Genomic DNA, 26,883 nt, shown 5'->3' on the forward strand with positions numbered 1-26,883 from the left:
GGTCAGCTCCTACCCCCCCTGGGATGAGGACGTTTCTCCCACAATCGCCGGGAAGTGACGTTTCTGGTCGTCGCCAAGCATTGGCCAGCCGTCCTAGGTGGCCAGTCCCCAAAGAAGTGCCGAAAGGTCCTGGCATATTTGCTCGGCGGCTCGATCGGCGGCTCCGGAGACTGTTGCATAGCTGAAGAAACCGTGGCTGAGTTGCGGGAACACCCGCAGGGTCACGTGAACTCCCGCCCCACGCAGGGCGTGAACGTAGGCCAGGTTGTCTTCGAACAGGAAGTCCAGGCCGCCCACGCCCAAGATGACGGGGGGCAGTCCGGCCAAAGACGGAGCCCGCACCGGTGACAGCCGGGGATCTGTGGGGTCCTGTCCGGCTGGCACATAGGTGGCCACAAGACCGGCGACTGGCTGGGCCGTCCAATCTGTGGAGGGGTAGAGGAGCATCACTGCTTCAACTGGGATTCCGTTGTCGCGGCAGTGCAGTGCCGTTGCGGCGGCGATGTTGCCCCCTGCACTGTCCCCTGCCAGTACCAGGCGCCGCCCTCCGAGCTCCGGCAGGTGGGCGTGCACCCATTCCACAGCGGCCACGGTATCGTCCACTGCTGCGGGGAAGGGGTACTCGGGGGCTCGCCGATAATCAACCTGCACCACCGTCGCTGGTGTTGCCACGGCCAGGCGGGCAGCAGTGCCTTGGTGCGAGTCGAGGTCCCCGAGCACCCAGCCTCCACCGTGAACATAAAGGATCACCACGTCGGAGGCTGCTTGGGGGCTTTGCAACCGCAACGCCACCTGTCCGCAGGGACCCGGGATCATGAGATCCTGAACGCTGGCAATAGGTTGAGGCCGCGGGGGATAGAAATGGTCACGCATTTCGGTTCCGCGTGCCCTTGCTTCTGCGGCATCATCGATGTCAAAAAATGGGAAACGGCCGGTAGCTATCATGGCTTCCTCGACAGCGGCGGTCTGCAGGTCCAGTTGTGGTGCCTCGGGCAGGTCCAGGCGGTTCCGCAGGAACGCCACGGTGCGCTCCAGGACCTGGACCACCGAACCGCCTTCAAAGACGTGTCCGCCGTTGGCCTCCATGTATTCCACCCGGACTCCCGCGGCAAGAAGGGCGTCACGGTAGCGGCGGGACTGTTCCACCGGTACCAGTTGGTCTTCAGATCCGTGTGCCACGAGGACCGGGGGCAACCCGGAGTGCACCCAGGCGAGTGGGGAGAACTGCTCAGCGGTCCAGTCACTTCCGGCCAGAGGGTCCGGCCTCGCTCCGGCAGCGTTCTCAGGGGTCTCGATTAGGAGGGCGCTATCGGGCGGGTCCATCGGCCCGTACCAATCGACCAGCGCCTGCACCGCGGCGGAGTGTTCGGTGTGCTCACGGAAATTGGAGCCCGCGCCCGTTAGGCTGTCGAGTTGGTCGTCACTCATGGACGCGGCCAAACACGCCACATGCGCTCCCGCCGATTCCCCCCATAGAACGATGCGTTGTCCGTCCAAACCCAGTTGGTCTGCGTGGGCTCTTACCCAGCGAACTGCAGCGCGCACGTCTTCAACCGGGGCTGGAAGGGGCGCCTCAGGAATGTGCCGGTAGTCCACCAGCGCCACGGCGAACCCAGCAAGCACCAGCCGCTCGACCACCCAGTGTTCCTGCAGGTTGGGGGCTCGACGGGTCCGGCCTCCCAAGTTCCAACCGCCGCCGTGGACCCAGACCAGTACGGGCGCGGGAACAGGGGCAGCCGCCGTACCAGTTCCGGAGGGCGGCGCGCTCCGGACAAGAGCGCTGCCCGGGACTCGCAGTTCCAGGGACAAAGGACGAAAGCCGACAGGAGCCGCATAAACAATGCCATCGAGGACTGCCTCGTCAAATTCACCCCGCCTCGCGGCGGGCCATGGGTAAGCGCTGGCGCCGGCGCCCAAAGGACCGGAAATTCGGTGTTGCATACTGCGGCCTTTCATTGTGTTTCGGGCGTGTGACCCACACCGCACCAAGGTATTGACAGATGGTTCGCAAATAGTGAAACATGTCACCATACCGAATGCAACCGGTTACAGTAACCGGTTGCAAAGTCATCGCTATCAGTGAGGAGAGGCGACCGTGACCACCCTCTACGACGTCGCCCAGCAGCTGGGTATCTCCAAAGCCACCGTTTCCCGGGCGTTCTCGCGTCCTGACGCAGTGAAGGAGGAGACCCGGGAATTGATCCTGGCAACGGCCCGGAACTTGGGCTATGTTCCTAGCCGCACCGCCCGGTCCCTGGCTACAGGGCGACACGGTCAAATCGGGTTGTTTGTACCAGACATCGCCAACCCCGTTCACCCCCTCACAGTCAAGGCCGCCCAGGCGATCGCCCGGCGGCACGAGATGACGGTACTGCTCGCTGACCGCGACGCGGAATCTCAATCAGACTGCCACGCTGTCACTGCGTTGGGACGGCAAACCGATGGGATGATCCTCTTTCAGCCGCAGATGACTGATGATGAACTGCGCCAGATCGCAACTGGGATCCCAATAGTGCTTGTTAACCGGATCGTCGACGGGATTCCGGCACTGGTCTCCTCCGCCCGAGAGGCTATGGCCGAGGTAGCCGACCACCTTGCGGACCTGGGGCACCGGGAAGTGGCTTATATCGGTGTTAACCAGGACACCCTGTCCGCCCGGGAACGGCACGACGCACTTGTGGAGGCGTTGCAAAGCAGGAACATGGACCTCACGGAACTTCCCTGCCAGCCTCCGCAACTGGCCGGCGGACAGGCCGCCGTCGAAGACGTAAGGACCTCCTCTGCGACGGCCGTGGTGTGCTACAACGACCTGATCGCCTTGGGACTGGTTGGGGTGTTAGACGCCGCGGACCGTGCACGTGCGGAGGCCATCAGTGTCGTGGGATACGACGACATCTGGGCCGTGCAGATCATTCAACCAGCCTTGACCACTGTCCATTTGCCCGTCGCTGAAATCACGGGCCGGGCGATGGGCCTGCTCATGGCGATGATGGGGGGCGAGGAAGTGCCCACCGAGCCCGTGCACGTGCCATGCCACCTCGTTGTACGCGGCAGTACAAAGCCAAGATCATCCTGACCACTCCTCGCCGCTCGATCACGCTTCTCTTACCTCTGTCTATAACCACTTCTCTCACCTCCGTTTAAAAGGAAAGGCACAACCATGTCCACCCCCAACTCGGTCTCCGGCAACGGGCAGACCACCATCCCACGGCGGATGCCCGGCAAAGCTGCCGCAGGCGCCTGGATTGGCAGCGCCTTGGAGTACTACGACTTCTTCATTTACGGCAGCGCCGCCGCACTGATTTTCCCCCGATTGTTCTTTGGACCCCTCGGGGAAACTGGCGCCGTCCTGGTGTCCCTCGGCACCTTCGGAGTGGCATACGTGATGCGTCCACTCGGTTCGTTCCTCATGGGTCACATCGGGGACCGGCACGGCCGCAAAATCGTCATGATCCTCACCATCGCCGGTATGGGTGCTGCAACGTTCCTTATTGGACTGCTGCCCACCTACGAACAGATCGGCATCGCCGCTCCCATCCTGCTGGTCTTGCTGCGTGCCCTGCAGGGGATCGCCGTGGCCGGTGAGCAGTCCGGTGCCACGTCCATGACCATGGAACACGCACCACACGGCCGCCGAGCGTTCTTCTCCAGCTTCACCCTCGGCGGGACGCAATTCGGCTTCATCCTGGCCACCGCCGTGTTCCTGCCCATCTCTGCCCTGCCGGACGAGCAGTTCTTCAGCTGGGGCTGGCGGATCCCCTTCCTCCTGAGCATTGTTGTCATGGCAGTCGCCTGGTGGATCCGCCGCTCGCTGAGCGAGACGCCTGAATTCGAGGTCGAGCAATCCGAGGAAACCGCCCACCCGGACAAGGACAACAAAGCGCCCCTGCGCTACCTCTTCCGCTACTACACAGCCGATGTCGTCAAGGTCGTGTTCGCGGCACTGGTGTCTGTCACCAGCACAATCTTCAGCGTCTATGCCCTCAACTACGGAGTCTCCACCGTCGGCATCCCACGCGCGACCATGCTCTGGATGCTCATCATCGCCAATGTCTTCGGCGTCATCAGCATCCCCCTGTGGGCCATCCTGGCAGATCGAATCGGACGCAAACCGGTCTTCATCACGGGCGCATTTGGCTCGGCAGCCCTGATCTGGCCGTTTATCCACTCACTGAGCAAGGGCGACGTAACCATGATGTATGTGTGGGGCATTCTGCTCTCGGGCATCGTTTACTCTGCCTACGGCGGTGCGGGGCTTGCCGTTTTCTCCGAACAGTTTGAGACACGCGTGCGTATGTCCGGCATGGCCATTGGCACACAGTTCGGCTTCGCACTGGGCGGCTTTGCGCCCACGATTGCCGCCGGACTGGCCGGCCCGGACCTTACCAACTGGGTCCCAGTGGCAATCTTCTGTTGCGTCTGCGGTCTCGTCGCGACCGTCACGATTCTGACCATGCGGGAAACTGTTCGTCTCGAGACCCGCCAGCTGGGTAACCCGAAGTCCCCCTCCGTAGCCCGTGAACTGGAGACCGCAGCGCGCTAACGCATGCGCGAGGTACGGGCTGCAGCCGGGCGAGGTGGCGCCGAGTTATCCGACCCGGCGCCACCTCGTGTCTCGCATGCCTATGCTCTGGGCCAGGCCGACGCCGGCGCAACCAATCGGGTTCGGGCGGCAAACTTCATTGCCGTCGGACAAACCCCTCCGGAACATGAGGATGGGCCCGGACAACGTACCGGCCGATCCCAATCCGCGTGATCAGGATGCCCATACCGTAGTGCGCCGCCGCAGGGGAGACGGATTGGATGGCTTCCTCCAATGTCGGTTCGACCTCTGCAGGTGTTGCCACATTGACTTCGAGCATTCCCGGCGCGGGGCGGGGTCCCTGCGAAGCGCTGACGCTGGCGTGACCCGGTTCAATTTTCTTCATCGATATCTGCCCAAAAATGTTCCCACTCGGTAGAGGCTCGTGTCCCTAAGAGAGCCGGCGCCATGCGGGGAGGGCGCTGATGCCCTCTCCCGAGGCGCCGTGGATGATTCAAATCGACGAGGCGACAAGCTTCTCGATGTCGTCGAGGTCGACCGGAAACCCGGGAAATTCGACCAGGGCCCTCAGCGGAAATGCGAGCACACTCGCCCTGCCTGTCTCGTCTTTCAGTAGATCTCCCATCCGCCCACGGATACCGCCGCGTCCTTCGATGAGCCTGGCAAGTCGCGGACCGGCGTCGATATCGCTGTCCCATTCTCCGAACGTTGACCAGACAGTCAGGGGACGGGGTACCGGGTTGGCCGGTATATCCAATGAGGCAGAAAGGCGGATATCACGGGAGGATGATCCGACCTCGACAGTGCAGGGACCGCCGTCGTAGACCCAGTGCTGCAGTTCGGTGCTGTAGTGTCCCAGCTGCTCGCGGGTCAGATCGAAGCTCAGGTGAACGGACTCTCCTGGTTGCAGGTTCACCTTTTGGAAGGCCCTGAGTTCCCGCACTGGAGTGGAAAGAGTGCCCTGGGAACCGCCCACGTATACCTGGACGACCTCGGCGCCGGGATACGTCCCAGTGTTGCTCACTGTCAGTGAAACAGTGAAGGCGAGAGGGGAATCCGCATCGAAAGCGGCCGTGTGCAGGTCGGAGTACTCGAAGGTTGTGTAGGAGAGACCATGCCCGAAAGGAAAGTCGACACTGATGTTGCGGGCGTCGTAGTACCTGTATCCCACGTAGATACCCTCGCCGTAGGAGACGTGTCCTTCCTCTCCCGGAAAATCAAGGAACGCCGGCGTGTCCTCAAGGCGGACAGGAACGGTTTCCGCCAGCTTTCCCGAAGGATTGACGTCACCCAAGAGGACGTCGACGACCGTTTCCCCATGAGCCTGCCCGGTGAGCCAGAACTCGATGATTGTCGACGCCTTGTGCCGCCATTCGGCCGTCGTTACCGCTGAACCGTTGCTGAGAACGACAACGATGCGGTCATTGACCGCGGCGAGACGGTCCAGGAGGGCAAGTTGGTTTGCGGGCAGCGAAATGTCGGCTCGGTCCCGGCCCTCGGATTCGAAGGCGGCTGGAAGACCGAGGAAGAGGAGAACCGTTTCCGCTGTTGCCGCGGTGGCCACTGCTTCCTCGACCAGCCCGTCGTCGTCGACACCGTCCAACCTGTAGCCGGCGGAAAACAAGGGCTGCCGCCCGAACCGGTCCACCAGCGCGTCGATTGTTGAGACGACCCGGACTGGATTGACTGCTGAGCTTCCCGCCCCTTGATAGCGGGGCGTTCGCGCTAGCTCCCCGATGAGTACGACATGCTCCATCGATGCTGCTTCCAGCGGCAAGGCGGCTTGATCGTTCTTTAGCAGTACCGCGGACTCAGCCGCAGCACGGCGGGTGAGCCGGTGGTGTGCTTCCAGATCCGGCTGTTCGCCCTGTTCGGTCGTTTGGGTGCGGTCCGCCAGAAGTTTAAGCCGCGTGAGCGTCCGGTCAAGTTCTGCATCGATCTTTCCGGATTTGGCGGCCTCAACAATGCGGGAGTCATCGGGCCTGCCGGGCATGCGGAGGTCAAGCCCGGCCTTCAGGGCCGCCACGGGGTCGTGCACCGCACCCCAGTCCGACACGACGACGCCGTCGTAGCGCCATTCTTCCCTTAGGACATCCGTCAGCAACCAGGAGTTCTCTGATGCGAAGACGCCGTTGATGCGGTTGTACGAAGCCATGACGCCCCAAGGGTTGGCATCACGGAGTGCCATCTCGAAACCACGCAGGTAGATCTCCCTGAGTGCGCGTTGTGTCACGTCCGCGCTCACACGCAAACGGTCCGTTTCCTGGTTGTTGACTGCAAAGTGCTTCACGCAGGCCCCGACGCCCTGGTCCTGAATTCCTTTGATCATGGCGGCGGCCATCGTGCCCGTAAACATCGGGTCTTCTGAAAAGTACTCGAAATTTCGCCCGCACAAGGGGCTTCGTTTGATGTTCATACCCGGCCCAAGGACCATGTCTACGCCCTTGGAGCGGGCCTCCCGGCCCAGGGCCGCGCCCACCGACTCAACAAGGTTCGGATCCCAGGACGATGCGAGGGTCACTGCGGGCGGGAAGCATGTCGATTTCTCGCTGCGGCCGATTCCGAGATGGTCCGGATTTTCGTCGTCCTGAACCCGGAGCCCGTGCGGCCCATCGGCCATCCGGAGCTGGCGCAGGCCGGCTTCCGGCAGTCCGTTGGTCGTCCAGTAGTCGGCTCCGGTCGTTATGGCTGCGACCTGGGCGGGTGCAGGGGACGTATCTGATGTGTGGGTCACTGAAATCTCCGGGCAGGTTGAGGGAGGCCCGCTCGGTGCAGGCCCGTGTTGGTTTGTTGCATGCCGGCTGCCGCGAGCCGGCTGGGCGGCGCTAAGTGCCAGTGATGCGCCCAGGAAGGGTTCTGTGCAGCTGGCGGCAGATTCTGTCCTTACGCTTGAATGGGGACATCGCTGTTATGCGGGATGCGGTGCGCTTCGCTCACGATCCGTGCACTTGCATATCCGTCGGTTCGGGACGGGTCGGTATCGAAACCGTGGACGTGCGCGGCGTCACCGCTGGCGTTCGCCCAGCCGGGATCGCCCGTCCGGGCGAAACGCACGAAGGCACCATGCATGGCATTGGCGATTTCCTGCGGCGGGTTGGGGCCAGCTACCCGGCTGACGTCAGGATCGCTCAGGACGTCAAAAACAAAGGGTACGTCGAGGCAATGTTCCGATACGCCGCTCACCGCAGACTTCCAGGTGAAGTCGTAAGCCCAAGTAGGGGAGCCGCCCCGAAGCGAGATCCACTGGGGGATATGGCGACGGAACATCAGGTCGCTGACGTATCTGCCCACCACGGCCGCCGTCGTGTTCCCGGCGGTGCAAGAGGAGTAGGCGGCGGCGACGGCGTCGTCCGCACCCATGTTTCTCAAGGCTTCCCGGGCAGACATTGCGGCGAATGTATCCGAATGTGCGGCAAGCAGACGACTGAATTCTTCCTGGGTGGCGCCGACGAGAAGGGGAACACCTTTCCCCCGTCCGGCGGCGAGGCTTTCCGCTACCGTCCCCTGTACCAATTGAGTATCGATCACGGGCCCGAGGCGAAGCATCCCTTCGACTTCCCCGAGTTGCCGCAGCCATGCCACGGCATCCTGCGTGGGTACTGGTGCCCGCGACCAGTTTTGCGCTTGGATCAGTTCCTCTTCGGGCACGGAAGCGAAGGCCCGGCTTTCGGCCGCAAGCCCCAACCGTTCCGCGACACCGAATGTGTAGTCCTTGGCGCCGTCAACTGAAATGTCGACCGGAGCGCCCGATAAGGACGCCGCTTTGTGAAACAGGCCTTGAGCGCGGGGGACGGTCAGCAGCGTCATTACGGCGCCACCTCCGGCTGATTGACCGCAGAGAGTGACGTTGCCCGGATCGCCCCCAAAGGTGGCGATATTTTCACGGACCCATTCAAGGGCCAGTATCCAGTCGAGTACTCCGCGGTTATTCGGAGCGTCGGGAAGCCAGCCGAAGCCATCGAAGCCCAAGCGGTATGAAATCGTGACCATGACTATCCCGTCACGAGCGAAGGCGCCGCCGTCGTACCAAGGGCTTGCTGGTGATCCCGCGACGTAGCCGCCGCCGTGGATCCAGACCAACACCGGGTACGGGCCCTCCCCAACATCACGGGCAGGCTTGAACACGTTGACGTTGAGCGTTGAATTTCCAGGAATGGACGGTTCCGGAATGGTTGTAACCTCCGCCAGAGCCTTGCGCTGGGGCGTTGCGCCAAAGCGCGTCGCATCCAGTATGCCTTCCCATGCGGCTTTAGGGACAGGAGCCCGAAAGCGGTTCTTTCCATACGGGGGCTCTGCATAGGGGATTCCCAGGAACGCGGTGGTGCCGTCCTGCCGCGTTGTTCCGCGCACCAAGCCAGCGGGAGTAGTGACGATCATGCCGTCTTTCCTTCGACCAGGTCCGCCTGCTCGGCGAGCAGTCTCCTGCGTGCTTTGCGCCGTTCCGCCTGTTTGTCCGGATCGGGAACGGGCGCCGCGAGGAACAAGCGCTGCGTATAGGGGTGCTTGGGGCGGGCGGTGACTTGGTCTCCCTCACCGGTCTCAACTATTTCGCCCCGGTACATTACAGCCACGCGGTGACTGATGTGCCTGACTACCGCAAGGTCGTGGGAAATGAAGAGGTAGGCGACGCCGGTGAGCTCCTGGATCTCGATGAACAGGTCCAGCACACGGGCCTGGGTGGAGAGGTCAAGCGCTGATACCGGTTCGTCGCAAACAATGAGTTTGGGATCCAAAGCCAGGGCGCGTGCAATGGCTATCCGCTGGCGCTGGCCGCCGGAGAACTCGCGCGGCAGTCTTGACTGCGCATCTGCAGGCAGCCCAACCCGGTCCAGCAGTTCCCGGACCCGGCCCTTTGCGGCAGCGGCCTGGACCCCGGCCGCCGTTAAAGGTTCCGCCAGAATCTGCTCGATCGTCAAAGAGGGGTTGAGCGAGGAGTAGGGGTCCTGGAAAACGACCTGTATTTCGCTGCTCAGCTTGCGCCGGTCCCGTTTGTGCAGATTGCTGATATCGCGGCCGCTGTAACGTATGGAACCCTCCGTGACGGGGGCCAGGCCGAGTACGGCCCGGCCGAGGGTGGTTTTGCCGGAGCCGGATTCCCCAACCAGGCCTACCGTCTCGCCTGGCTTGATGTCGATCGAGACGCCGTTGAGGGCCCGGAAAGGCGCCGTCCTGAGCCGTTTGGTCGGGTAGGCGACGACGAGGTCTTCAACCTCAAGGAGCGTATTGGTCATGATCGTCCTCCGATGGGAGAGGCGCCCAGAGGCGGCCGTGCCGGACCTTCGTCCAGAATTGCGCTGAGCAGTGACTGGGTGTACGGATGGCTGGGATGGTTGAGGATGGTGCGCACCGGTCCCTGCTCGACGAAGACTCCGTTTTGCATGACCGTGACGCGATCGCAGAGGTCCGCTACGACTCCGAAGTTGTGCGTGACAAGGAGCATGGCCATGCCGCGCTCTTGCTGGAGGTCACGCAGGAGGTCGAGGACCTCGGCTTGGACGGTGACGTCCAAGGCGGTTGTTGGCTCATCCGCAATGATGAGGTCGGGGTCAGTAGACACGGCTCCTGCGATAAGTACCCGCTGGGCCATTCCGCCGGATACTTCAAAGGGGTACGCGTCGAAGGTGCGCTTGGGGTTTGGAATGCCCACCCGGTCCAGCAGTGCCAGCGCCCTCTCCGTGGCTTCCTTCTTGCTCAGCCCCAGATTGAGCCGGAGGGGTTGGACAAGCTGAAAACCGATCTTGAAGGATGGGTCGAGGTTTGACATCGGTTCCTGCGGGATGTAGCCGATCCGGCGCCCGCGAATGTCCTTGTAGACCCGCTCTGATGCGCCCTGGAGGGAAGTACCCAGATGGTCGATGGTGCCGCCTGTAACGCGGCCGCCGGCGGGAAGCAGGCCCAGGACGGAAAAGGCTGTCTGCGTCTTGCCTGATCCCGACTCGCCGATAAGACCGTGGATTTCGCCCTTGCGCACTTCAAGGCTGACGCCGCGAACTACTTCGAGTGTCGTACCGTCCGGCTGGTCGTAGCCAACGCGCAGGTTCTGGACGGACAGCAGGGGAGCAGCGGGCTTCGTTTCGGTGAACGGATCGTCGGGGTGGACGATGGTCTCGTGGTCTGAGCCGGATGGATCCGGTGCTGCAGTCCTGGAACGTCGCGCTGAGGATTTGCTTGGGCGGCGCCGGGTAATGACGGTCCGTTCCAGTTCATCCCGCATGGCATTGGCCAACAGAGTCAGGGCGATACAGGTAAGGGAAATTGCGAGTGAGGGCCACAGCATGAGCGTGGGAGCTTTGTAAATGTTGGTAAATGCATCATTGAGCATCTGGCCCCACGTCGGCACTGAGGCATCACCCAGCCCGAGGAATTCAAGCCCGGACTGAATTGCGATAGCTATGCCTGCGATGATCGCGGACTGGATGATGATGGGGGCCCGGATGACAGACGGAATATGGCGGCTGATAATGCGGAAGTCGCTGAGCCCGGACACCCGGGCAGCATCGATGTAGAGCTCGTGCCGGATGGCTGCGACAGCTGCATAGACGAGACGGAAGTAGGCAGGTGACAGCAGGATGCCGAAGACGACCATCGCCAGCCAAACCGAGGGCCCCAGCACTGCCCTGGCAGCCAGCAGAACCACCATGGCGGGCAACGCCATGACGAGCGAGGTGAGCCACGATGAGACGGCGTCGAACCATCCGCTGTAATAGCCTGCCAAAAGCCCGGCGATGACCCCAATCAGCAGTGCAGTAACCAGGGCGACGAGGGCTGATGCAATGCTTACCTGGGTTGCGGCCAGCAGCCGGGACAGAACATCGCGCCCGGCGCTGTCCGCGCCAAGCGGATGGGCTGGGCTGGCAGGAGACAGTACCAGGTCAAGTGCTGCCCTGTTCGGATCCTGTGGGGCAATCCATGGCCCGATAACGCCGATGAGCCCCACGAGGGCCAAGAAAATAAGGGCTGCAAGTCCGACGGGACGGCGCCGCAGCCTCCGCAGCAACGAAGCGCGGACCTGCGGTGTCGGCAGTGCCTGGGGGAGGTTGATGATGGTCATGACAAGCGGACCTTCGGGTTGAGTGCGGCCTGGGCCAGATCGATAACAAGGTTGACGATGACGACGATGATGGCCGCCGTGATGACCACTCCCATGACTACGGGAATGTCGCCGAGAGTCGTTGCCTGAACTGTCAGTTGGCCGATGCCCGGCAGTGCGAATACCTGCTCAATAACAACGGACCCACCAAGAAGACCGACAAACTGCAGTGCCAGGACGGCGAGTGCGGGGCCGCCTGCGTTGCGGAGGACATGCTGGTAGATGACCCGGTTGATACCGATCCCCCGGGCGCGCAGGGTCCGGACGTAATCGCGTGACATTGCATCGACTACCGCGCTTCGGATCTGCTGGGACACGCTGGCAATAGCCGCCAACGACAGCGCCACAATCGGCAGAGTCACCGACGCGAGCCAGCCGTTGGCCGACTTGGTCAAGGGAACAAAGCCGGTCGCTTTGAACCAGTGCAGATTGATGGCGAATACCACGACCAGGAAGAGTGCAATGAGGAAATTTGGAATCGCAAAGCCTATGACTGAAACCAACTGCACGAGGCCGTCGATCCACCCACCGCGCCGTGCCGCCAGAACTCCCAGGAGAATGGAGATGATCGCGGAAAGCACGATCGCCCCGATGACGAGCGAGACCGTAACAGACAGCCGGTTGGAGACGCTTGCCGAAACCATCTCCCCGTTGAACCAGGACCGGCCAAGATTGCCTCCGATCGCTGAACTCAACCAGTCCCAGTACTGGACAACCAATGGACGGTCGATGCCGAGTTCCTGGACCTTCTTGGCCACGGTCTCCGCGGGTGCATTCTCACCCAGAATGCGCCGGGCAATGTCGCCACCGCCGAGATACAGCAATGTGAACGCGACGATTGAAATCGTAAAAACCAGAATCACGCCGGAAATCACGCGGCGAATAATGAATCCAAGCATGTTATTTGTTCCTGAGAGTTGGAGTGCGTCCCCCTGCTGGCAGGGGGACGCAGTACCACTACTTCTTCGGTTCGAAGTCGTAGATGGCCGGGAAGACGTTGGATGGCAGCATTTTCACGGAAGTGGCTGAATCCGTGGCGAAGCTGTTGTTTGGGCGGTACCAGGGAGCAAACCAAGCCTGCTCTACGATGTACTTGTTCAGGTCCTTGGCCGCCGTCTGCCGGGCACTTTCGTCGCCCACCTGGACCTGCTTTATCAACTCGTCGGCCTTGGGGTCCGCATATTTGAACGGGTTCCAGACTGCGGTGGGGGAGACCATGAATTGGATCAGCTGCCAGTCTGACTGCTGCTCCAGGCCGATCCATGCCGCAGGGTATTTAGGGGCGAGGATGTCTGAGACAAAATTGCTGGCGGCGTCCGTGAACGCGACCTTGATCCCGACATCTGCGAGCTGCTGGCCAAGCAAAGTCCAGGTTGTTGCGCCGACGCTGGCTGTCGTGGGCATGTTCAGGGTGAACCCGTCCGGGTATCCGGCCTCGGCCAGAAGCTGCTTCGCCTTCTGGGGATCAAAGGCGTAGCGGTTATCCAGGTCAGCGTCGAAGGCTGCGGAGCGCTTCGGGAATACTTGCTCGGTGACAGTCCCGTTATCGAACTGCAGGGCCTTGAGGAGTGCCTTGCGGTCGAACGCATAGTTGATGGCCTGCCTGACCCGCACGTCGCCAAGGGCTTTGTTCGAAGTGCCTGCCCGGTCAAGAAGCAGCATGCCGAACACATTCATCTCGTTCTGGTTTACCGTCCAGCCTGCGCCCTTGACCTCTTCGAGGTTGTTGTTGTTGAGGAGGCGAACGCCGTTTACCTCTCCGGATTTGATGGCATTAAGGGCGGCTGTTGCGTCTGCCATCACCTTGATCACCAGCTTGTCGTAATGCTGGACAGCGGCATTCCAGTACTTCGGATTCTTCGTGTAGACGTAGCTGGTGCCAATGACTGTTTCCTTGGTATCCAGGATGTACGGCCCGGAACCGATCGGGTTCGTGGCCAGACTCTTGGGGTCCTTTGAAATGGCATCGCCGCTGGCGATAAGACCCGGGTCGCGGGCCAGGTAGTTCAGCATGGCGGGGTCGGGTGCCGACAGGTGAAGCACAACAGTCGAGTCATCGGGAGTTTCGATGCTCTGGACGGCCTTAAGGAAGGAGGCGTCCGGCGACGTTCCCTTCTGGAAACGCTCAAGGTTTGTTTTGACGACGGCGGAGGTCAGCTTGCTTCCGTCGCTGAACGTGACGTCTTTCCGAAGGTTCAGGGTCAGCGCCGTATTGTCCGCGTTGTAGGACCATTTCTCGGCGAGGAACGGCTCAATTTTTCCGTCTGTCGTAGCGCGCAGGAGGGTGTCGTAAGCCGCCTGGTAGTAAGGCGAGATGACGGCCCAACCCGAGCCCGCGGCGTCGAGGGTCGTAGGGGCCAACGTGTTGGCCAGTGTCAGCGTGCCTCCGGAGTTGCTGCTTGATTCCGAGCCCGGGCTGGAGCACCCGGTCAACGCGAGGGCGGCAATGGCCAGGGCCGCCGAGGCGGTCTTCCATCGGAACATCAGTGGTCCTTCATTAGTGGGTGATACCCCTGTGGATCACCGCGTGGATTGATGATACACACGAAAACTTACACCTGTATATATTTTCAAGTAAGCTTTCGTAAGAACGCTCTTCGCGGCGGGCAGTTCACGGCGGGCGTCCACCACCGCGTTGGTGTGGGTCGGTGGTTGGAGTTGTGGCAGCGGCCTTTGAGTTGTGGGGCCGTCCGAATGATGGGATGTTGGTGCAATGTTGGACACAACCGCCAAAAAGGGCGGCACGCGTGGGCCTTACGCAAAAAGTGAATGGCGGCGTGCCCAAATCCTGCAGGCAGCTTTCGATGCCTTCGCGACCGTGGGCTACCGAAATGCAAGCATGCTGCAGATGGCCGCCGATTGCGGGGTGAGCCGCACAGCCCTCCTGCACTATTTCCCTACGAAGGAAGCCCTGCTGGAAGCCGTACTCGAAGAACGAGACCGTAAGGATAACGAGCTCTTCTTCGCAGATGCGCCGGAGGAAAGCTCTGATGGTATTGAGTACTTCAGCCGGCTCATCAGAGTCATAGAGCACAACGCAAGAAACCCTGGCATCGTGAGTCTGTTCGCCGTCTTGTCCACTGAGGCTTCCGATGCAGGGCACCCGGCTCACGACTATTTTGTGGCGCGATATGAGAGGGCTCTCAAGCGAACTAAAGCCGCGCTCGGAAATCTGGCCAGCCGCTCGCTCATACGGCCGCACGTTGAGTTGGAAGGCTTGGAAACGGATATCATCGCGCTCGTCGACGGACTCCAGGTCCAATGGCTTCTGATGCCCACCCAGTTGGACATGGCCGCGCGCCTCAGGGCGAGACTCCGAGAGCTGACTTCGGCGGAGATACCGTAAGAAGTCGAACTGCCGCTTCCCATTTCAGGTGGGCGGTCCTGGGGGAAAACATTCTCGTTGGCCGGAACCTGCGGGCCGTGGGAGCGGGTGCTCCTGCGCGTTGGAGAACCAGGCAGCTCACTGCAAGTCAAAGGGCAGCGCCTTGTAGGCAGTTTCTTTGTTCATGTTCCAGCCGGCGACGATGCCGGAGCCGATCATGTGGTCGCTGAGCCGGGCGAGGCGGTAGGCCGGGTCGGTGTCGAGGGCGAGTTGGAGGAATTGGTGTGCTTTGCTGCCTCGTCCTTCCCACCAGTTGATGTAGCCGATGGCGGTGAGGACGGGTGCTGCGTGTTGGGGACTGGTGCGTGTGTAGGCGTGCAGGAGGAGTTGTTGTGCCCATTCGATGCGGGACCAGTGCGGTGGTTCTTGGGTTTGGGCGAACAGGATCTGCTGCATTGGTTCGTCGAGGCCGGGGATGTCTGCGATGAGCCGATCGCGGATTGCTGGGAATTGGAGGTTTGCGATGAGTGCGTGGCAGTCGTCGTCGGTCGGGAAAGTTGCAGAGTCGAGCATGGTGGCCCAGAGTTTCCGGCCTTCCTGAAGAGCGGTGCCAGTAGGTTGGGAAGCGATTGATTTCATGTGGTTTTCGACGGCGGCTGCTTTGGCTGCTTCCTGGCTCGTGGTTGGGACGGTGATCCGGTCCGTGGGTTCGATGAAGCTGCCGCGATAGATGAATTCGGCGTTGATCGCACTGGTCTGGGTGGCGCTGACGGGCAGGGCGAGTCTGGTGCCTGGTTCGTCGTCATAGGGGGAGAAGGTCTCGTCTCCGACGAAGAGGCCGTCGCGGATGGTGATGCCCTGTTCGGCGAGGACCCCCGTGAGCGCGGCAATGGTGCCGGCATGCGGTTTGGCCTGACCGGGCTGAGCGGCTTCGCTGGTGTAGACGGCGAAGAGGATGGATGTGGCGGTGCTGTCGCTCGTGAGGTAGTGGGCGACGGTGCGCGCGTAGGGGAGTTCCTGGCCGGTTTGACGGGGGAGGTCGATGCGCAGGGTCGCTCCGATGCTGTTGTCGTTCATGGTGATGCAGACCAGGCTCTCCTGGGGCCAGAAACCCAGGGTGTGCCCGATGAAGCTGAGGACATCTGATGGTGTTTTGATCGTGAGCTTTTCCATGACCCCGTTTTTCCCTTCACCCTTTGTATTGCCGTGATTTTCTGCGGTTGTTGGTTCTGGGCGTCGTTCTGATAGGGGACCAGCCGCTGGACCAAGGGGCTGGAGTGCAACTTGGGGGACCGGCACCGAGTCCGAAAACTTCATCCGAGAACTGCATCCACGATGCGGGAGCAGAAGTTTTCGGGTTCGGGGTCGGCGCGGTAGCGCCCTGGTTGCGCGGAGGACCCGCCCAGCGACCATGGGCCTATCAGAATGACGAGCAGCGGTGGAACGTTTTTCCTCTCCATCGAAGTCAACAAGGCAAACGGCATGACTTCGGGCGGGCACTAGGAGTAAGGAGCTCTAGGGCGTGTCTCCTTATTGGCGTAGCCAGATAACGACGGCGTAGAGGACGACGCCCGCTCGATAGGTCAATGCGAGTTTGTCGTAGCGGGTGGCGATTCCACGCCATTGTTTGAAGAGACTGAACGATCTCTCCACAGTGTTGCGGCCTTTGTAGGTCTCGGAGTCGAAGTTCACGGGCCGTCCGCCGCGTGAGCCACGACGTTTACGGTGTCCGACTTGGTCGGAGGGTTCGGGGATGACGGCTTTGATGCCCCGCCCGCGCAGCAGTGCCCGGTTCGCCCGCGACGAGTAAGCCTTGTCGCCCATCACCGCATCAGGCCGGGTCCTGGCCCGGCCGCCGCCGAGGCGAGGAACCCGTACTGATTCCATGACGACCGGGAACATGGGCGAATCGCCGCCCTGGCCGGGGCCGAGAATCATTGCCAGTGGTCGGCCTTTGCCGTCGCAGGCGTGGTGAATTTTGGTGCTCAGCCCGCCACGGGAGCGGCCGATGGCGTGATCCGGCGGTTCAGTAAACAGTTTCTTGTAATTCGGGAGTTCCCCCTGTGGTGCGGGGAAGGTTCGTCCCGTGCTGGTGGGCTCGGTTGATCGTCGAGTCCACCGAAACCCTCCAGTCGATCACCCCGGCAGCGTCCGCTTCGGCAAGAGCCTGGCGTGGATCAGGTCCCATGTTCCGTCGGAGGCGTATCGGCGGTGCCGCTTCCAAACCGTCTGCCACGGACCGAAATCCGCGGGCAGGTCCCGCCAGGCAATTCCGCACCTGTACCGGTAAATGATGCCTTCAACGACTTGCCGGTTGCCCCGGAACGGACGTCCACGCCTCGCGTCGGAACTCGACAGAAGTGGCTCGATCCGGGACCACTGATCATCACTCGAAACAGATGTTCGCGACACCCCTCAAGCATTCCAGCCAGCCAACCCCTGATTTAGGAGACACGCCCTAGCTGCAGTGGGGGGGCAGCTCCCGACTGCTCAAGAGAATCTTGGCATTTTCCAGGCCGACGCGGATCCGGCTACGCGATCCCGATTCTCTAAACTTCTCAGTATCACTGGCCCCCGTCCAAAAGGGGCGAACAGCACTATATAGAGGAGTCCTTCATGGCCCCGCCAGTTTACGCTTTTGGTGATGTTGTGCCCGTTGTGCACCCCACGGCATATGTCCACCCGACCGCGAGTCTCATCGGAGACGTCATTGTTGGCCCCGGGTGTTATGTCGGCCCACACGCCTCATTACGGGGAGATCTAGGGCGTTTCGTTATGAAAGAAGGGGCCAATCTACAAGACGGGTGTATCGTCCATTCGTTTCCAGGGCGGCTAACGGAGCTAGGCATGAACGGGCACGTGGGACATGGCGCCGTCCTGCACGGCTGCCACGTGGGCGATGATGTCCTCATCGGTATTGGCGCTATTGTCCTGGATGGCGCGGTCATCGGCAGACAAGCGTTTGTGGGCGCTGGATCCTTGGTTACCTCGAACACAGAAATCCCAGCCCGGCACCTCGCCCACGGCAGTCCCGCACGTGTGGTTCGTGAACTGACTCAGACCGAGTTGGCCTGGAAGGTTGATGGAACCTCGACGTACCACTGGCTCACGCATGTTTCCGCCGATCAGCTCACTGAAACGGAGCCGCTACGCGAGGAGGAGCCCACGCGTCTAGCCCTGTTGCGGCCCCCGGGTAGTGCAAAGACGCTGCATGAGACGAGGGCAAGTACTGAGTCCGGTCCTGCACCGACTACGAAGAGCCGATAAACGCAGACCTGCTGCTTGTACCACTTGCGGCGTCGAACTCGTGCTATAGCCGCGCACCCCTAGCTAAAGGCGAGCGGTCTCGACGTCGGAAATCTCCCGGACCCTGCCGATTCGGTACTCATCGCCGCCCGGGAGCACCATGTCCAGCTCACCGCGCAGGAGCAGGCGGTGGCGGAACTCGTGGCCGGAGGTGCAACCAATAAAGAGGCGGCTCGCACCCTGTTCCTCACTGAGAAGACGGTGGAGTACCACCTCACGCGGCTCTACGGGAAGATGGGCATTCGGTCCCGCAGCGAGCTCGCGGCCGCGTTCCGGGCCAGGGACTGACCCGGAACGGCTGGCTTGTTCCTACTTAATGTCGGAGGGGTGCTTGGCCAGCGGCACCACCGAGATCTCCATGTACGGGAACAGTGGAAGGTTCTGGAGGATGTCGTGGAGTTCGTCGTTGGAATCCACGTCGAAGATCGAGTAGTTGGCGTATTCACCCACCACGCGCCAGATTTCCGGCCATTTCCCCGAGCGCTGCAGCTCCTGCGAGTAGGCCTTCTCCTTGGCCTTGATCCCAGCCGCCTCGGATTCGGGCAGGTCTGCGGGCAGTTGGACGTCCATATGGACCAAGTACTTCACTGATGTTCCTTTCGTGGAAGGGGTGGCTTAGCGGTCGCTCCGGTAGCGTTCGAGCTTTTCCGCGTTGACCCCGGTGCCCGCGCCGGGGCCTTCGGGGACGCGGATGCGCCCTTCGATGATCTGCAGGGGTTCGGCCAGCAGGTCGTCCGCCATGTCCAGGTAGTTGGACAGTTCCGCGGCGCGCTTGGCGGTGTGGGCGAATGCGGCGCCGAACACCACCGAGGCCACCGTGCCCACCTGGGTGTCGATTTGGTTTCCGATGTACACATCGATGCCCATGCCTTCGGCCATCCCCACGATCTTGGCCGCCTCGGTAAATCCTGAGCGGGCCGTCTTGACCGCCAGCAGGTTGGCCCGCCGTTGAGGATTTCCCGGGCGGCCTCGCCAAGGTTGGGGGCGGATTCGTCCGCGGCGATGGGGATGGGGGAGTTGGCAACGAGCCGACGCCGGCCCAGGACTTCGCGGGCGTCGTCCGGCTCCTCGAGGAACTGCAGTCCCAGGTCCACGGTGCGGCGCAGCACCTCTGCGGCCTCATTCGCGGACCAGCCCCGGTTGGCGTCCATGTACAGTTCGGCGTCGCCGCCGAGGCCCTCGCGCAGCACGCGGGCGGCTTCTATGTCCAGGTGGAGGGGGCGCCGGCCGGTCTTGAGCTTGAACGTGTTGATGCCGTAGGTCCCGCGGAACTCCAGTGCCAGGTCGAGCAGTTCCTGGGCGGGCTTGAAGCCGAGCATGTGGGAAACCCGCAGCGAGTCAGTGTAGCCGCCCAGCAGCTTGGTCACTGGCTGCCCCAGAGTCTTGCCGATGACGTCCCACAGGGCGATATCTACGGCGCCCTTGGCGGTCTGGTTGTGGATGGTGCGGTAGAGGACCTCCTGGACCTTCTCCCGGTCAAAGATGTCGACGCCGATCAGCTGGGGGGCGAACACGTCCTGCACCACCGCGACGATGGACTTTTGCGTCTCACCATAGGTGTACGGGCGCGGCGGGGTGTCCGCGAGGCCCACCACGCCGTCGTCCGTGCGGAGGCGGACCAGCACGTGGTCAGCCTCGTGGACGGACCCGGAGGCGAAATGCAGCGGGTGGCGGTACGGGATCGAGTAGGGAATCGCCTCACTGGCTGCGATTTTCATGGCTGGGAGAGCCTTTCATCAGTGGGAAGCGGGACGGGCGCGGGGGCCGGGCCGGGCAGCGGCCCGGCGGCTGTCGCGGCGTCGACGACGTCCAGGAAGTTCTGCAGCAGGGTGGAGTGGTTTCCGCGCAGCCAGGCGACAGCGAGTTCCACGGAAGGGACGTTTTCGATCTCCCGGTAAGCAACGCCGTCGAGCTGGAAAGCCCGGACCCGGGACGGCATGATCGCCACGCCACTCCCGGCGGCAACGAATGCCAGCATCGTGGAGGTCTCGCCGACAACTTGGGTGATGCGCGGTTGGAACCCGGCCTGCCGGCACAGGTCGGAGGTGATGCGGTAGAGCACGGACTCGGGCGCATATGCGATGAAGTCCTGATCTTGCAGTTCATGCATCGCCACGGACCGGTCTTCCGCCAGCGCGCTGAATGACGGAACCGCGACGACGAGCGGCTCCTGGGCGACGACGCGGTAGTCGATCTCCTGGGATGAGACAGGGGGGCGCAGCAGCGCGGCGTCCAGAGTTCCGTCGCGGAGGCCGGCTTCCATGGACGGGGTGAGCATCTCGCCGTTCAATGCCAGGGACAGGCCGGGAAGGAGCTGTTTGGCGAGGCGTGCGATCTGGGGCATGACGCCGTACGTTGCAGACCCGGAAAATCCCACCCGAAGGACTCCGGTGGCGCCCTTGCCCACCTGGTACACGTCCGCCTCCAGCGTCCCGATGTCGTTGACGATCTGCCGCCCCCGGTCAAGGAGCAGCTGCCCGGCGGCCGTGAGGTCCACCCGGCGGGTGGTTCGGTTGAGCAGTTGCACCCCAAGCTGCTCTTCGAGCTGGCGGATCTGCTGGGAAAGGGGCGGCTGGGCCATATGGAGGCGCTTGGCCGCCCGCCCAAAGTGCCGCTCTTCCGCAACAGCGATGAAGTAGTTCAGCTGCCGGATGTCCACTGTGTTGCCCTCCCATACGCCATGCCACGGGGCAGGCTCGACATCATTGAGTCACATGATAGCCCTAGAATGGCTCACTAATTCTTTCTTATGACTCAATGACGCCCGCAGCCAGTAACCGTTCGCTACTGCAACTGCTGTGCCGCTCGGGCGGGTTCAGCGCGGTGCCCGGCAATCTCCCCGACCTTGTGCCCGGCTTGCTCAGGATTGTTCTGGCGCGGGACCAGGACCGTGACCAGGGCGCCAAGGAGCGCAACGCCGCCGTAAAGGTAGAAGGCGGCGGACCCGCCGATGCCTGCTGCCGCGAGCCAGCCGCCGATGATCGGGCCGAGTACGCCGCCCAGCCGGCCCACGCTGGCGCACCAGGCCACACCGGCCGCGCGGGCATTTGTGGTGAAGTAGTTGGATTGGAAGCCATAGATCAGCACCTGCGTGCCCAGCGTTCCAACGCCGGCCACGGCAATGAACGTGGAGAGCATCGGCAGCGGCAAATTGAAGGTCATGAGGACCAGCGAAACGGTGGCAAGCCCGAAGGTTGTGGCGATGACCCGATGCGGGCCGCTCTTGTCCGCCAGGCGGGAGGCGACCAGCCCGCCCGCTACGGCACCGAGGTTCAGCGCCAGCGGGAAGAACATGGAGTAGGTCCGGCCGTAGCCGTAGCCCTCCATGATCTTGGGGAGCCAGGTATTGAGGCCGTAGGTGAGGAGGAGGCCGCAGAAGGACATGAGCCCCAGCAGGACCGAAGCCAGCGCGAACTGCCTGGAGAAGACCGCGGCGAACCCATAGTCAAGGGCGCACGTGATCGCCCACGTCGCCGCCAGGGGACGGGCGCTGGTCCAGCTCATCGACTGGGCCGCCGACGGGGAGGAACGCGTGCTGTACGCTCCGGCTGAAGCCCGCGCCGATACCATCTCCGCGCTGGCAGCGATGCCCCGGGAGGAGTTAGCGGGGGAGTTGCGGGCCTCGGCCATGCACTTCGCCGAGGAGGCGGAGCGGCTGGCCGGCACACTCATTGCTCCGGAAGTCCAAGTTAACGGCAGGCCACTTCAGGCAACGTCGATCGTGGCGCTCCAGATCGCGGAGGTGGTGGTGCGCCACCAGGACCTGGACACCGCCTGGACCATCGAGGAAGCCGACCCGTACTCCCTGCTGGACGCCCTGGAGGCCGCCGTGCGTTCGCTCGGCGCCAAGAACGTGCCGGGCATGACCCTGGTCACCGAGGAACGCGACCAGTGGACGGCGCACTGCGCTTTGAGTCCGATCGCGAGGGCCTGCTCCAGTGGCTGGCGCGCGGCGATGCGGCGCAGATCGAGGCGGAGGGCCCGGTGCGGCACTGCCGAGGTGGTGAGCCTGTGGCGGCGTGGCGGCGAGGAAAGCCCGCCGGTGGGGGACCGGCGGGCTTTCACAGGTGACACTACGGGAAGCAGCTTTTGACAACGAGCGGACGAAACTGCTTAACCTCTTCTCTGTCCAAGGCCCAGGCATTCCTTATCCCCGGCGTCCTAGAATGGCGCCAAAGCCCGACCCCGCGTACTCGACCGGAAGGATCATCAATATGAGCCATGACAACGCAACGCCGGCAGCCACCACCGCGGCCCGCACGCTGTTCCGCGCCGCACTTGGCGGTGTACTCGTCGCGCACGGATCGCAGAAACTCTTCGGGTGGTGGACAATGATGCACACTCTTCGTCTTTGAGTGCCTCGTACCGCCCGCGAACTGCTTCGAGGTCCGTATGTTTTCACGGGTTAGCAGTGTTTTCAAGGCCTGCAATGCAGTTCGAGTCCCACCTCGGGCACAGTGTTTTCGCGGGTCAAAGGATTTTGACAAAGCTTGACATTTTCCTGATCTTGATTGGGGAATGCAGCGTATTTGTCAGTGTCAGGTCAAACTGGGGGATGGCTCGGGCCTCTGCTCGGCCAGGAGGTACTTAGGCGGACCTTGCCTTGGGCCAGCGAAATTCAGAGCATGTTCTGCGTTGATGGTGGGGACGAGCATGGCTCGGCTTGTTTACTCGGCGCGGTTCACCGCAGACCCGTCTGAACGTGAAGGCTGGTCTGACCTTGCGTGTCCTGCGAGTCTGTACAGGAACGACATGAACTATCGGAGAGCCGTGGGAGTAAACGTCCTTTCAGCCCGACCGGACGCGGATGACTAACCACGGCCACCGCTCTTGATCACGGCAAGAGTGCCAGTGATGAGGGATTGTACTGCGATGGTTATGTGTGCGGCGCGCTGTGGCGGCCTCCATCGAGACTTATGAGCTTGCTTGTAGCCTGTTCACGCAGCAGTATCTAAGAGTGACAGGAGACCCCGTGTGATGCCTTCCAAGCCGTCAAGTAAGGAATCGGTCGCCTGCGTTGGTGACTTGGTTGGGGGCATCCTGGTTGGGTGCTCTAGAAGGCCGACGAGGTTCGTTGTGGGCTTGGCTCCGAAAGGTTTCGGGCTGCGGGATGCCGAAGATGCGGATAGTCCTGCCGTCAAGGTTTGTGGGGCCTGCAACCGGCATGTCGATGAGCTTGTGGAGCAGATGGCAAGCTCGGCTCCCGAATCACAGCGGCACGAGCCCATGGTTTTCACAATTAGTGACCTTCTCGAGGCATGGGACGACTTCTTTGAAGACCTCTTCCAGACGTTCGGCGGCCAATGGGACGCCGACGGTCAGTTCCGGTAGCGCTGCAGCGGGAGGTTTGCGCTCCTATGCGAGACCGAGGCCTTCCCTACTAATCGGCGAGTGACAGGGCAATCAGTCGTCGCTTAACCTCCGATTCGTTCCCCTCCACCGGTTCCGGTCAAAGACCCTGCCAAAGCCGCCACGCCAAGCTACGGCGAAGCGGGTCGTAGGCATGGTCGAGCAGCAGGCGCCGGAGGTGAGGGTAGTCGGACTGATCCGCTCGAGCGAGCTCACCTTTCACTGGGCCAGAAAAGCACATTGTTCGGATATCGCGACTCCAGTAGCTCCAAGTATGGTCCGTGACGCGTCCGAAACTGCGGAGTTCATTCTGGTCTTCGCACAGGCTGAGGTATTCCTGCAACAAGACCTTATCGGCAGGAGTAGGCCGGCCCTTGACTTTGAACTTCTCCGATCGGCGATCCATGAGAGTCCAAAAGCGGAGCAGGTACTGCATCTCTAGTTCTCTGTGCATCTGACGGTTTACGTGGCGAATTTGGACGGCAGCAAGAATGACAGCAAGCAGTGTGGCGAGCGAAAGTAGGGCACTTAGCGCGTCGGCCCAGTTTGGAAGATCACTTGAGATCATGTTCCGGCTGCCCCTCGGAAAGGAACCAACGCGGACTCGTGGCACATTATGTCGCTCATCAAGCCGTGCCATCGTTCAGTCTTTTGAGCTCCTGGAGCTCCGCCCAATGCTGCTGGAGGCCGCCCAGAGTCGGACTTACGCCCAATGTCAGCAGCGGCTGCGAATGACCGTCGATGTATCGACAGGCGACTTCGAAGATCTCAGTCACCTTGGGGGCAATCTCATCTAGTTTGCTGCCATTGATGCTTGGAAGTGTGGTCATCTGAACGTTTGCCCGGTAACGCTTGGTCACGCCTTTCAGCAGTTCTTCCTCTGTGAAGACTTCGCACCATGCGCGGATATGACCGTACGCCACGCGGATGAGAGCATCTCGAACCTCGCCTTCCTGTGCAGTCGCTGTTTGAATCGTCCCGTTGATGCGTTTCTTGATTGCACTTAACGTGTCGATCCGCGGACCGGTTGCTCGAGTGACCTTCCCCTTACCGGTATCGTCGGTGATCTGGAAGTAGGTGCAGCGCTTTGATTTCTCGAAAAGGCTGAGGAGCGTCGTGGCAAACAGGATGTCGTGGGTGAACACGATGACCTGGTTGTCGTCCGCCAGTTGCGCAATTCGCCGGGCGACCTCGTTAATTCGGCGGTGGTCGAGGCTGGAGACTGGGTCATCGAAGATCACAGGTGCCGTGATCCCAGCAAGCCGCGACTCCGCAAGGAAGTCGGCGAGCGCTAGAACTTTCTGTTCGCCTTCCGAGAGCACCTTCGAGGGCCTGTGCTTACCCGTCATGACTTTTCTGCGTTGGGCCTTGCCGTCGCGGCCGACAAACTGGAGTTTCATCGGGGGTGTCCGGAGCGCTTCGCATTCTTCAAGGAACAGTGCGTCGAAGCTTTGGTTTATCAGCTGGTTGCTCGCGGTCTTGGAGAGTTCCGTAACCGCGCGTACGAGCTGCGGCATTGGCCTTTTGAGCGTGCGGAGCCGGTCAGCTTCCTTAGCATTTGTCACTTGCTCTGCGATAAGTTGCCAGGTTTTGCCGAGTTCAAGAGCATCCTTCAGCTCCAGCAAATCTTTCTGTTTTTCGGCCAAGACTTCGGTCCGGTTCAGTTGCTGGCTCTCTAGCTCGTTGATACTGGCGCCGGTGACTGTCAGCGCCGCCGCTGTCTCGGATCTGGGTCCAGTGAGCGCGGCGGTCATCTCTAGATCGATCGGTTGCAGCGCGTCAACCGCTGTGGTTACTTTGCTTCGCAGAACCTCGATCACGTCGACTTGTGGATAGCATGTCGGACGCACTTCTTCATCCTTGTACTGCTCAATGAATGTACTCATCTCATTGTTTTGGATGCTGGCGAATTGGTGCTTGAAGTTAGCCAGGGCGGCATCAGTGGCCCGGATCTCTGCCGAGATCTTGTCCTCAAGGTAGGTTGAGTAACGTGCCAGGAGTTCTCGCGCAGGGTCCGTTAGAGGCTGGCGACAGTAGAGACAGCGACCGACATCGTGTGCGTCAAGTTGAACGAGATGAAGGCGGTAGGTTTCTCCCGCTGCAATGAATTCGCTCCAGGTTTCCTCCGGCTCGGCAGGTAGGTTGGCCGCTGCAAATAGTTCGTTTCTGAACATCTCGTAGTCTTTGCCAAGCTGCGCCCGCTCTACAACCGCAGCGTTGTACACGGTTGCATCGAAGGCAAGAAGAAAGTCGGCCGCCAGAACAGCTTGGCTTAAGACCCGCTGCTCGCTTTTGAGCGCAGCGATGTGTGTCCCGGTGGTGTTAGACCGTAGGGCCGCAACGCTCTGACCGAGTGAATCAAGCTCGGACTCCGCGGTCTCTCCGCTCCTAACTCTCGACTTAAGATCAACGAGGTCGGTGGAAGCCCCGAGTGTCTCGATTAGGGGATAGATGTTTGATCCGCGCTGGAACCGTGCTGTTAGACCCGGGTTCCCGGAGCTGAGCGCAGTGACCGCAGAGTCGACTCGCCCGGCTACTGCTTGAATGGCAGCCGTGACGTGCTTGAAAAGCGCGAGGGCCGCTGGGACGTACACGTAGTCGAGATCGTCGTCGACGTGAGTTGTGACGGCTGGGCTATCGAAGATCGACATCCTGGTGAAAGGCGAGATACCTTGGTCACCGGTCCAGGCAACCGTCCGTTCCTCTTCGCCGAGCTTGAATTCAAGGGTGGCGCTTGGCCCATCAGTGGCGCCCAGCTCGATGTTGCCGAGAATCGTATCGGCCGTGCGGCTTTTGGCGAGGGCTTTGAAAATGCGGGAGTAGCCGGTCTTGCCGGTGCCGTTCTCTCCGTACAAGATCGTCAGGCCTTTGTGAGGTTCGATGACGGCATCAGGTATCAACGCGTTGACACCGCGGACATCAGAGAGCCGAGTCAGAACAAGCGGCGGAGCAGTCTCGTCCTGACGTGCTTCAAGATTGAGTGAGGGAACGGGCGGCAATTCACGCTCGGCGAGTGCCTTCTCTTGACGAAAGAGCAGATACGCCTTCTCAATCGTGGACTCGCCAATAGGGCGCCCAGTTGCGATCACCTCAGCTACGAGTAGGCGAACCCACTCGTCGTTCGCGTTCGCCCATTCGGCAAGGAGAGCCCGCGGATCGAGAAAGTTCGGATCCTCCTGCTCATCCCCTCTTTCTTGTCCAGAATGGAGTTCGTCCATCGTTAGCTCGCTGCTCACGCTATGTCCTTTGTATCTGATTGTGGCTGTTCTG

General features: G+C 61.7%; 19 protein-coding genes and 2 pseudogenes. 7 read left to right on the forward strand and 14 right to left on the reverse strand.

Going from position 1 to position 26,883, the window contains the following annotated elements:
* Positions 1–93 precede the first annotated feature (93 nt).
* Positions 94–2,031 (reverse strand): alpha/beta hydrolase fold domain-containing protein, encoded by a 1,938-nt coding sequence (locus ACTAQI_RS04465; protein WP_457949817.1) that lies wholly within the window; start codon positions 2,029–2,031, stop codon positions 94–96.
* 64 nt (positions 2,032–2,095) lie between these two features.
* Between ACTAQI_RS04465 and ACTAQI_RS04470 the strand changes: the two genes are divergently transcribed.
* Together ACTAQI_RS04470 and ACTAQI_RS04475 are read left to right on the forward strand one after the other, a co-directional pair.
* Positions 2,096–3,076 (forward strand): LacI family DNA-binding transcriptional regulator, encoded by a 981-nt coding sequence (locus tag ACTAQI_RS04470; RefSeq protein ID WP_457949819.1) that lies wholly within the window; start codon positions 2,096–2,098, stop codon positions 3,074–3,076.
* Between the two features lie 84 nt (positions 3,077–3,160).
* On the forward strand, positions 3,161–4,543 hold the full coding sequence (locus ACTAQI_RS04475) for an MFS transporter (RefSeq protein ID WP_457949821.1): 1,383 nt from the start codon (positions 3,161–3,163) through the stop codon (positions 4,541–4,543).
* A gap of 493 nt (positions 4,544–5,036) precedes the next feature.
* On the opposite strand, the gene ACTAQI_RS04480 is transcribed toward ACTAQI_RS04475, so the two are convergent.
* The 6 genes from ACTAQI_RS04480 to ACTAQI_RS04505 form a co-directional block, all read right to left on the reverse strand.
* Positions 5,037–7,277 carry a beta-glucosidase gene (locus ACTAQI_RS04480; protein ID WP_457949823.1) on the reverse strand — a complete coding sequence of 747 codons (2,241 nt, stop codon included), beginning with the start codon at positions 7,275–7,277 and terminating at the stop codon, positions 5,037–5,039.
* Positions 7,278–7,426: 149 nt separating this feature from the next.
* Positions 7,427–8,920: a carboxylesterase/lipase family protein gene (locus tag ACTAQI_RS04485; RefSeq protein WP_457949825.1), complete on the reverse strand. Its 1,494-nt coding sequence runs from the start codon at positions 8,918–8,920 to the stop codon at positions 7,427–7,429.
* A complete protein-coding gene (locus ACTAQI_RS04490; protein WP_457949827.1) occupies positions 8,917–9,774 on the reverse strand; it encodes an ATP-binding cassette domain-containing protein in 858 nt (285 codons plus the stop codon). Before ACTAQI_RS04490 ends, ACTAQI_RS04485 begins: the two co-directional genes overlap by 4 nt.
* On the reverse strand, positions 9,771–11,594 hold the full coding sequence (locus ACTAQI_RS04495; RefSeq protein ID WP_457949829.1) for a dipeptide/oligopeptide/nickel ABC transporter permease/ATP-binding protein: 1,824 nt from the start codon (positions 11,592–11,594) through the stop codon (positions 9,771–9,773). Before ACTAQI_RS04495 ends, ACTAQI_RS04490 begins: the two co-directional genes overlap by 4 nt.
* Positions 11,591–12,532, reverse strand: a complete 942-nt coding sequence (locus ACTAQI_RS04500) for an ABC transporter permease (RefSeq protein ID WP_457949830.1) — start codon at positions 12,530–12,532, stop codon at positions 11,591–11,593. Before ACTAQI_RS04500 ends, ACTAQI_RS04495 begins: the two co-directional genes overlap by 4 nt.
* A 58-nt stretch (positions 12,533–12,590) precedes the next feature.
* Positions 12,591–14,117, reverse strand: a complete 1,527-nt coding sequence (locus ACTAQI_RS04505; RefSeq protein WP_457949831.1) for an ABC transporter substrate-binding protein — start codon at positions 14,115–14,117, stop codon at positions 12,591–12,593.
* A gap of 229 nt (positions 14,118–14,346) precedes the next feature.
* On the opposite strand from ACTAQI_RS04505, the gene ACTAQI_RS04510 reads away from it, so the two are divergent.
* Positions 14,347–14,979 (forward strand): TetR/AcrR family transcriptional regulator, encoded by a 633-nt coding sequence (locus tag ACTAQI_RS04510; RefSeq protein ID WP_457949832.1) that lies wholly within the window; start codon positions 14,347–14,349, stop codon positions 14,977–14,979.
* Between the two features lie 117 nt (positions 14,980–15,096).
* Here the strand turns inward: ACTAQI_RS04510 and ACTAQI_RS04515 are convergent, their stop codons facing one another.
* Positions 15,097–16,131, reverse strand: coding sequence for a DUF4192 domain-containing protein (locus ACTAQI_RS04515; RefSeq protein WP_457949834.1), 1,035 nt, complete (start codon positions 16,129–16,131; stop codon positions 15,097–15,099).
* A 357-nt stretch (positions 16,132–16,488) separates the two neighbouring features.
* Positions 16,489–17,370, reverse strand: a pseudogene (locus tag ACTAQI_RS04520) (IS5 family transposase).
* Positions 17,371–17,889: 519 nt separating this feature from the next.
* Here ACTAQI_RS04520 and ACTAQI_RS04525 point away from each other — a divergent pair.
* Positions 17,890–18,225 carry a hypothetical protein gene (locus ACTAQI_RS04525; protein ID WP_457950984.1) on the forward strand — a complete coding sequence of 112 codons (336 nt, stop codon included), beginning with the start codon at positions 17,890–17,892 and terminating at the stop codon, positions 18,223–18,225.
* A gap of 120 nt (positions 18,226–18,345) precedes the next feature.
* Positions 18,346–18,552 carry a response regulator transcription factor gene (locus ACTAQI_RS04530; RefSeq protein WP_457950985.1) on the forward strand — a complete coding sequence of 69 codons (207 nt, stop codon included), beginning with the start codon at positions 18,346–18,348 and terminating at the stop codon, positions 18,550–18,552.
* A 21-nt stretch (positions 18,553–18,573) separates the two neighbouring features.
* Here the strand turns inward: ACTAQI_RS04530 and catC are convergent, their stop codons facing one another.
* The 4 genes and pseudogenes from catC to ACTAQI_RS04550 form a co-directional block, all read right to left on the reverse strand.
* Positions 18,574–18,852 carry a muconolactone Delta-isomerase gene (gene catC, locus ACTAQI_RS04535; RefSeq protein WP_457949836.1) on the reverse strand — a complete coding sequence of 93 codons (279 nt, stop codon included), beginning with the start codon at positions 18,850–18,852 and terminating at the stop codon, positions 18,574–18,576.
* Positions 18,853–18,879: 27 nt separating this feature from the next.
* Positions 18,880–19,982: pseudogene (locus tag ACTAQI_RS04540) on the reverse strand (mandelate racemase/muconate lactonizing enzyme family protein).
* Complete coding sequence (locus ACTAQI_RS04545; RefSeq protein WP_457949837.1) at positions 19,979–20,923, reverse strand: LysR substrate-binding domain-containing protein; 945 nt, start codon at positions 20,921–20,923, stop codon at positions 19,979–19,981. Before ACTAQI_RS04545 ends, ACTAQI_RS04540 begins: the two are co-directional and overlap by 4 nt.
* Before the next feature lie 125 nt (positions 20,924–21,048).
* Positions 21,049–21,768, reverse strand: coding sequence for an MFS transporter (locus ACTAQI_RS04550; protein ID WP_457949838.1), 720 nt, complete (start codon positions 21,766–21,768; stop codon positions 21,049–21,051).
* Between ACTAQI_RS04550 and ACTAQI_RS04555 the strand changes: the two genes are divergently transcribed.
* A complete protein-coding gene (locus tag ACTAQI_RS04555) occupies positions 21,722–22,357 on the forward strand; it encodes a hypothetical protein (protein WP_457949839.1) in 636 nt (211 codons plus the stop codon). The genes ACTAQI_RS04550 and ACTAQI_RS04555 overlap by 47 nt on opposite strands.
* A gap of 121 nt (positions 22,358–22,478) precedes the next feature.
* Complete coding sequence (locus tag ACTAQI_RS04560; RefSeq protein WP_457949840.1) at positions 22,479–22,619, forward strand: hypothetical protein; 141 nt, start codon at positions 22,479–22,481, stop codon at positions 22,617–22,619.
* Between the two features lie 1,620 nt (positions 22,620–24,239).
* Here ACTAQI_RS04560 and ACTAQI_RS04565 read toward each other — a convergent pair.
* The gene (locus ACTAQI_RS04565; RefSeq protein WP_457949841.1) at positions 24,240–26,849 is read right to left on the reverse strand and encodes an AAA family ATPase; all 2,610 of its coding nucleotides are present in this window, start codon (positions 26,847–26,849) and stop codon (positions 24,240–24,242) included.
* Between the last annotated feature and the right edge of the window lie 34 nt (positions 26,850–26,883).

The organism is Pseudarthrobacter sp. alpha12b (assembly GCF_054130495.1).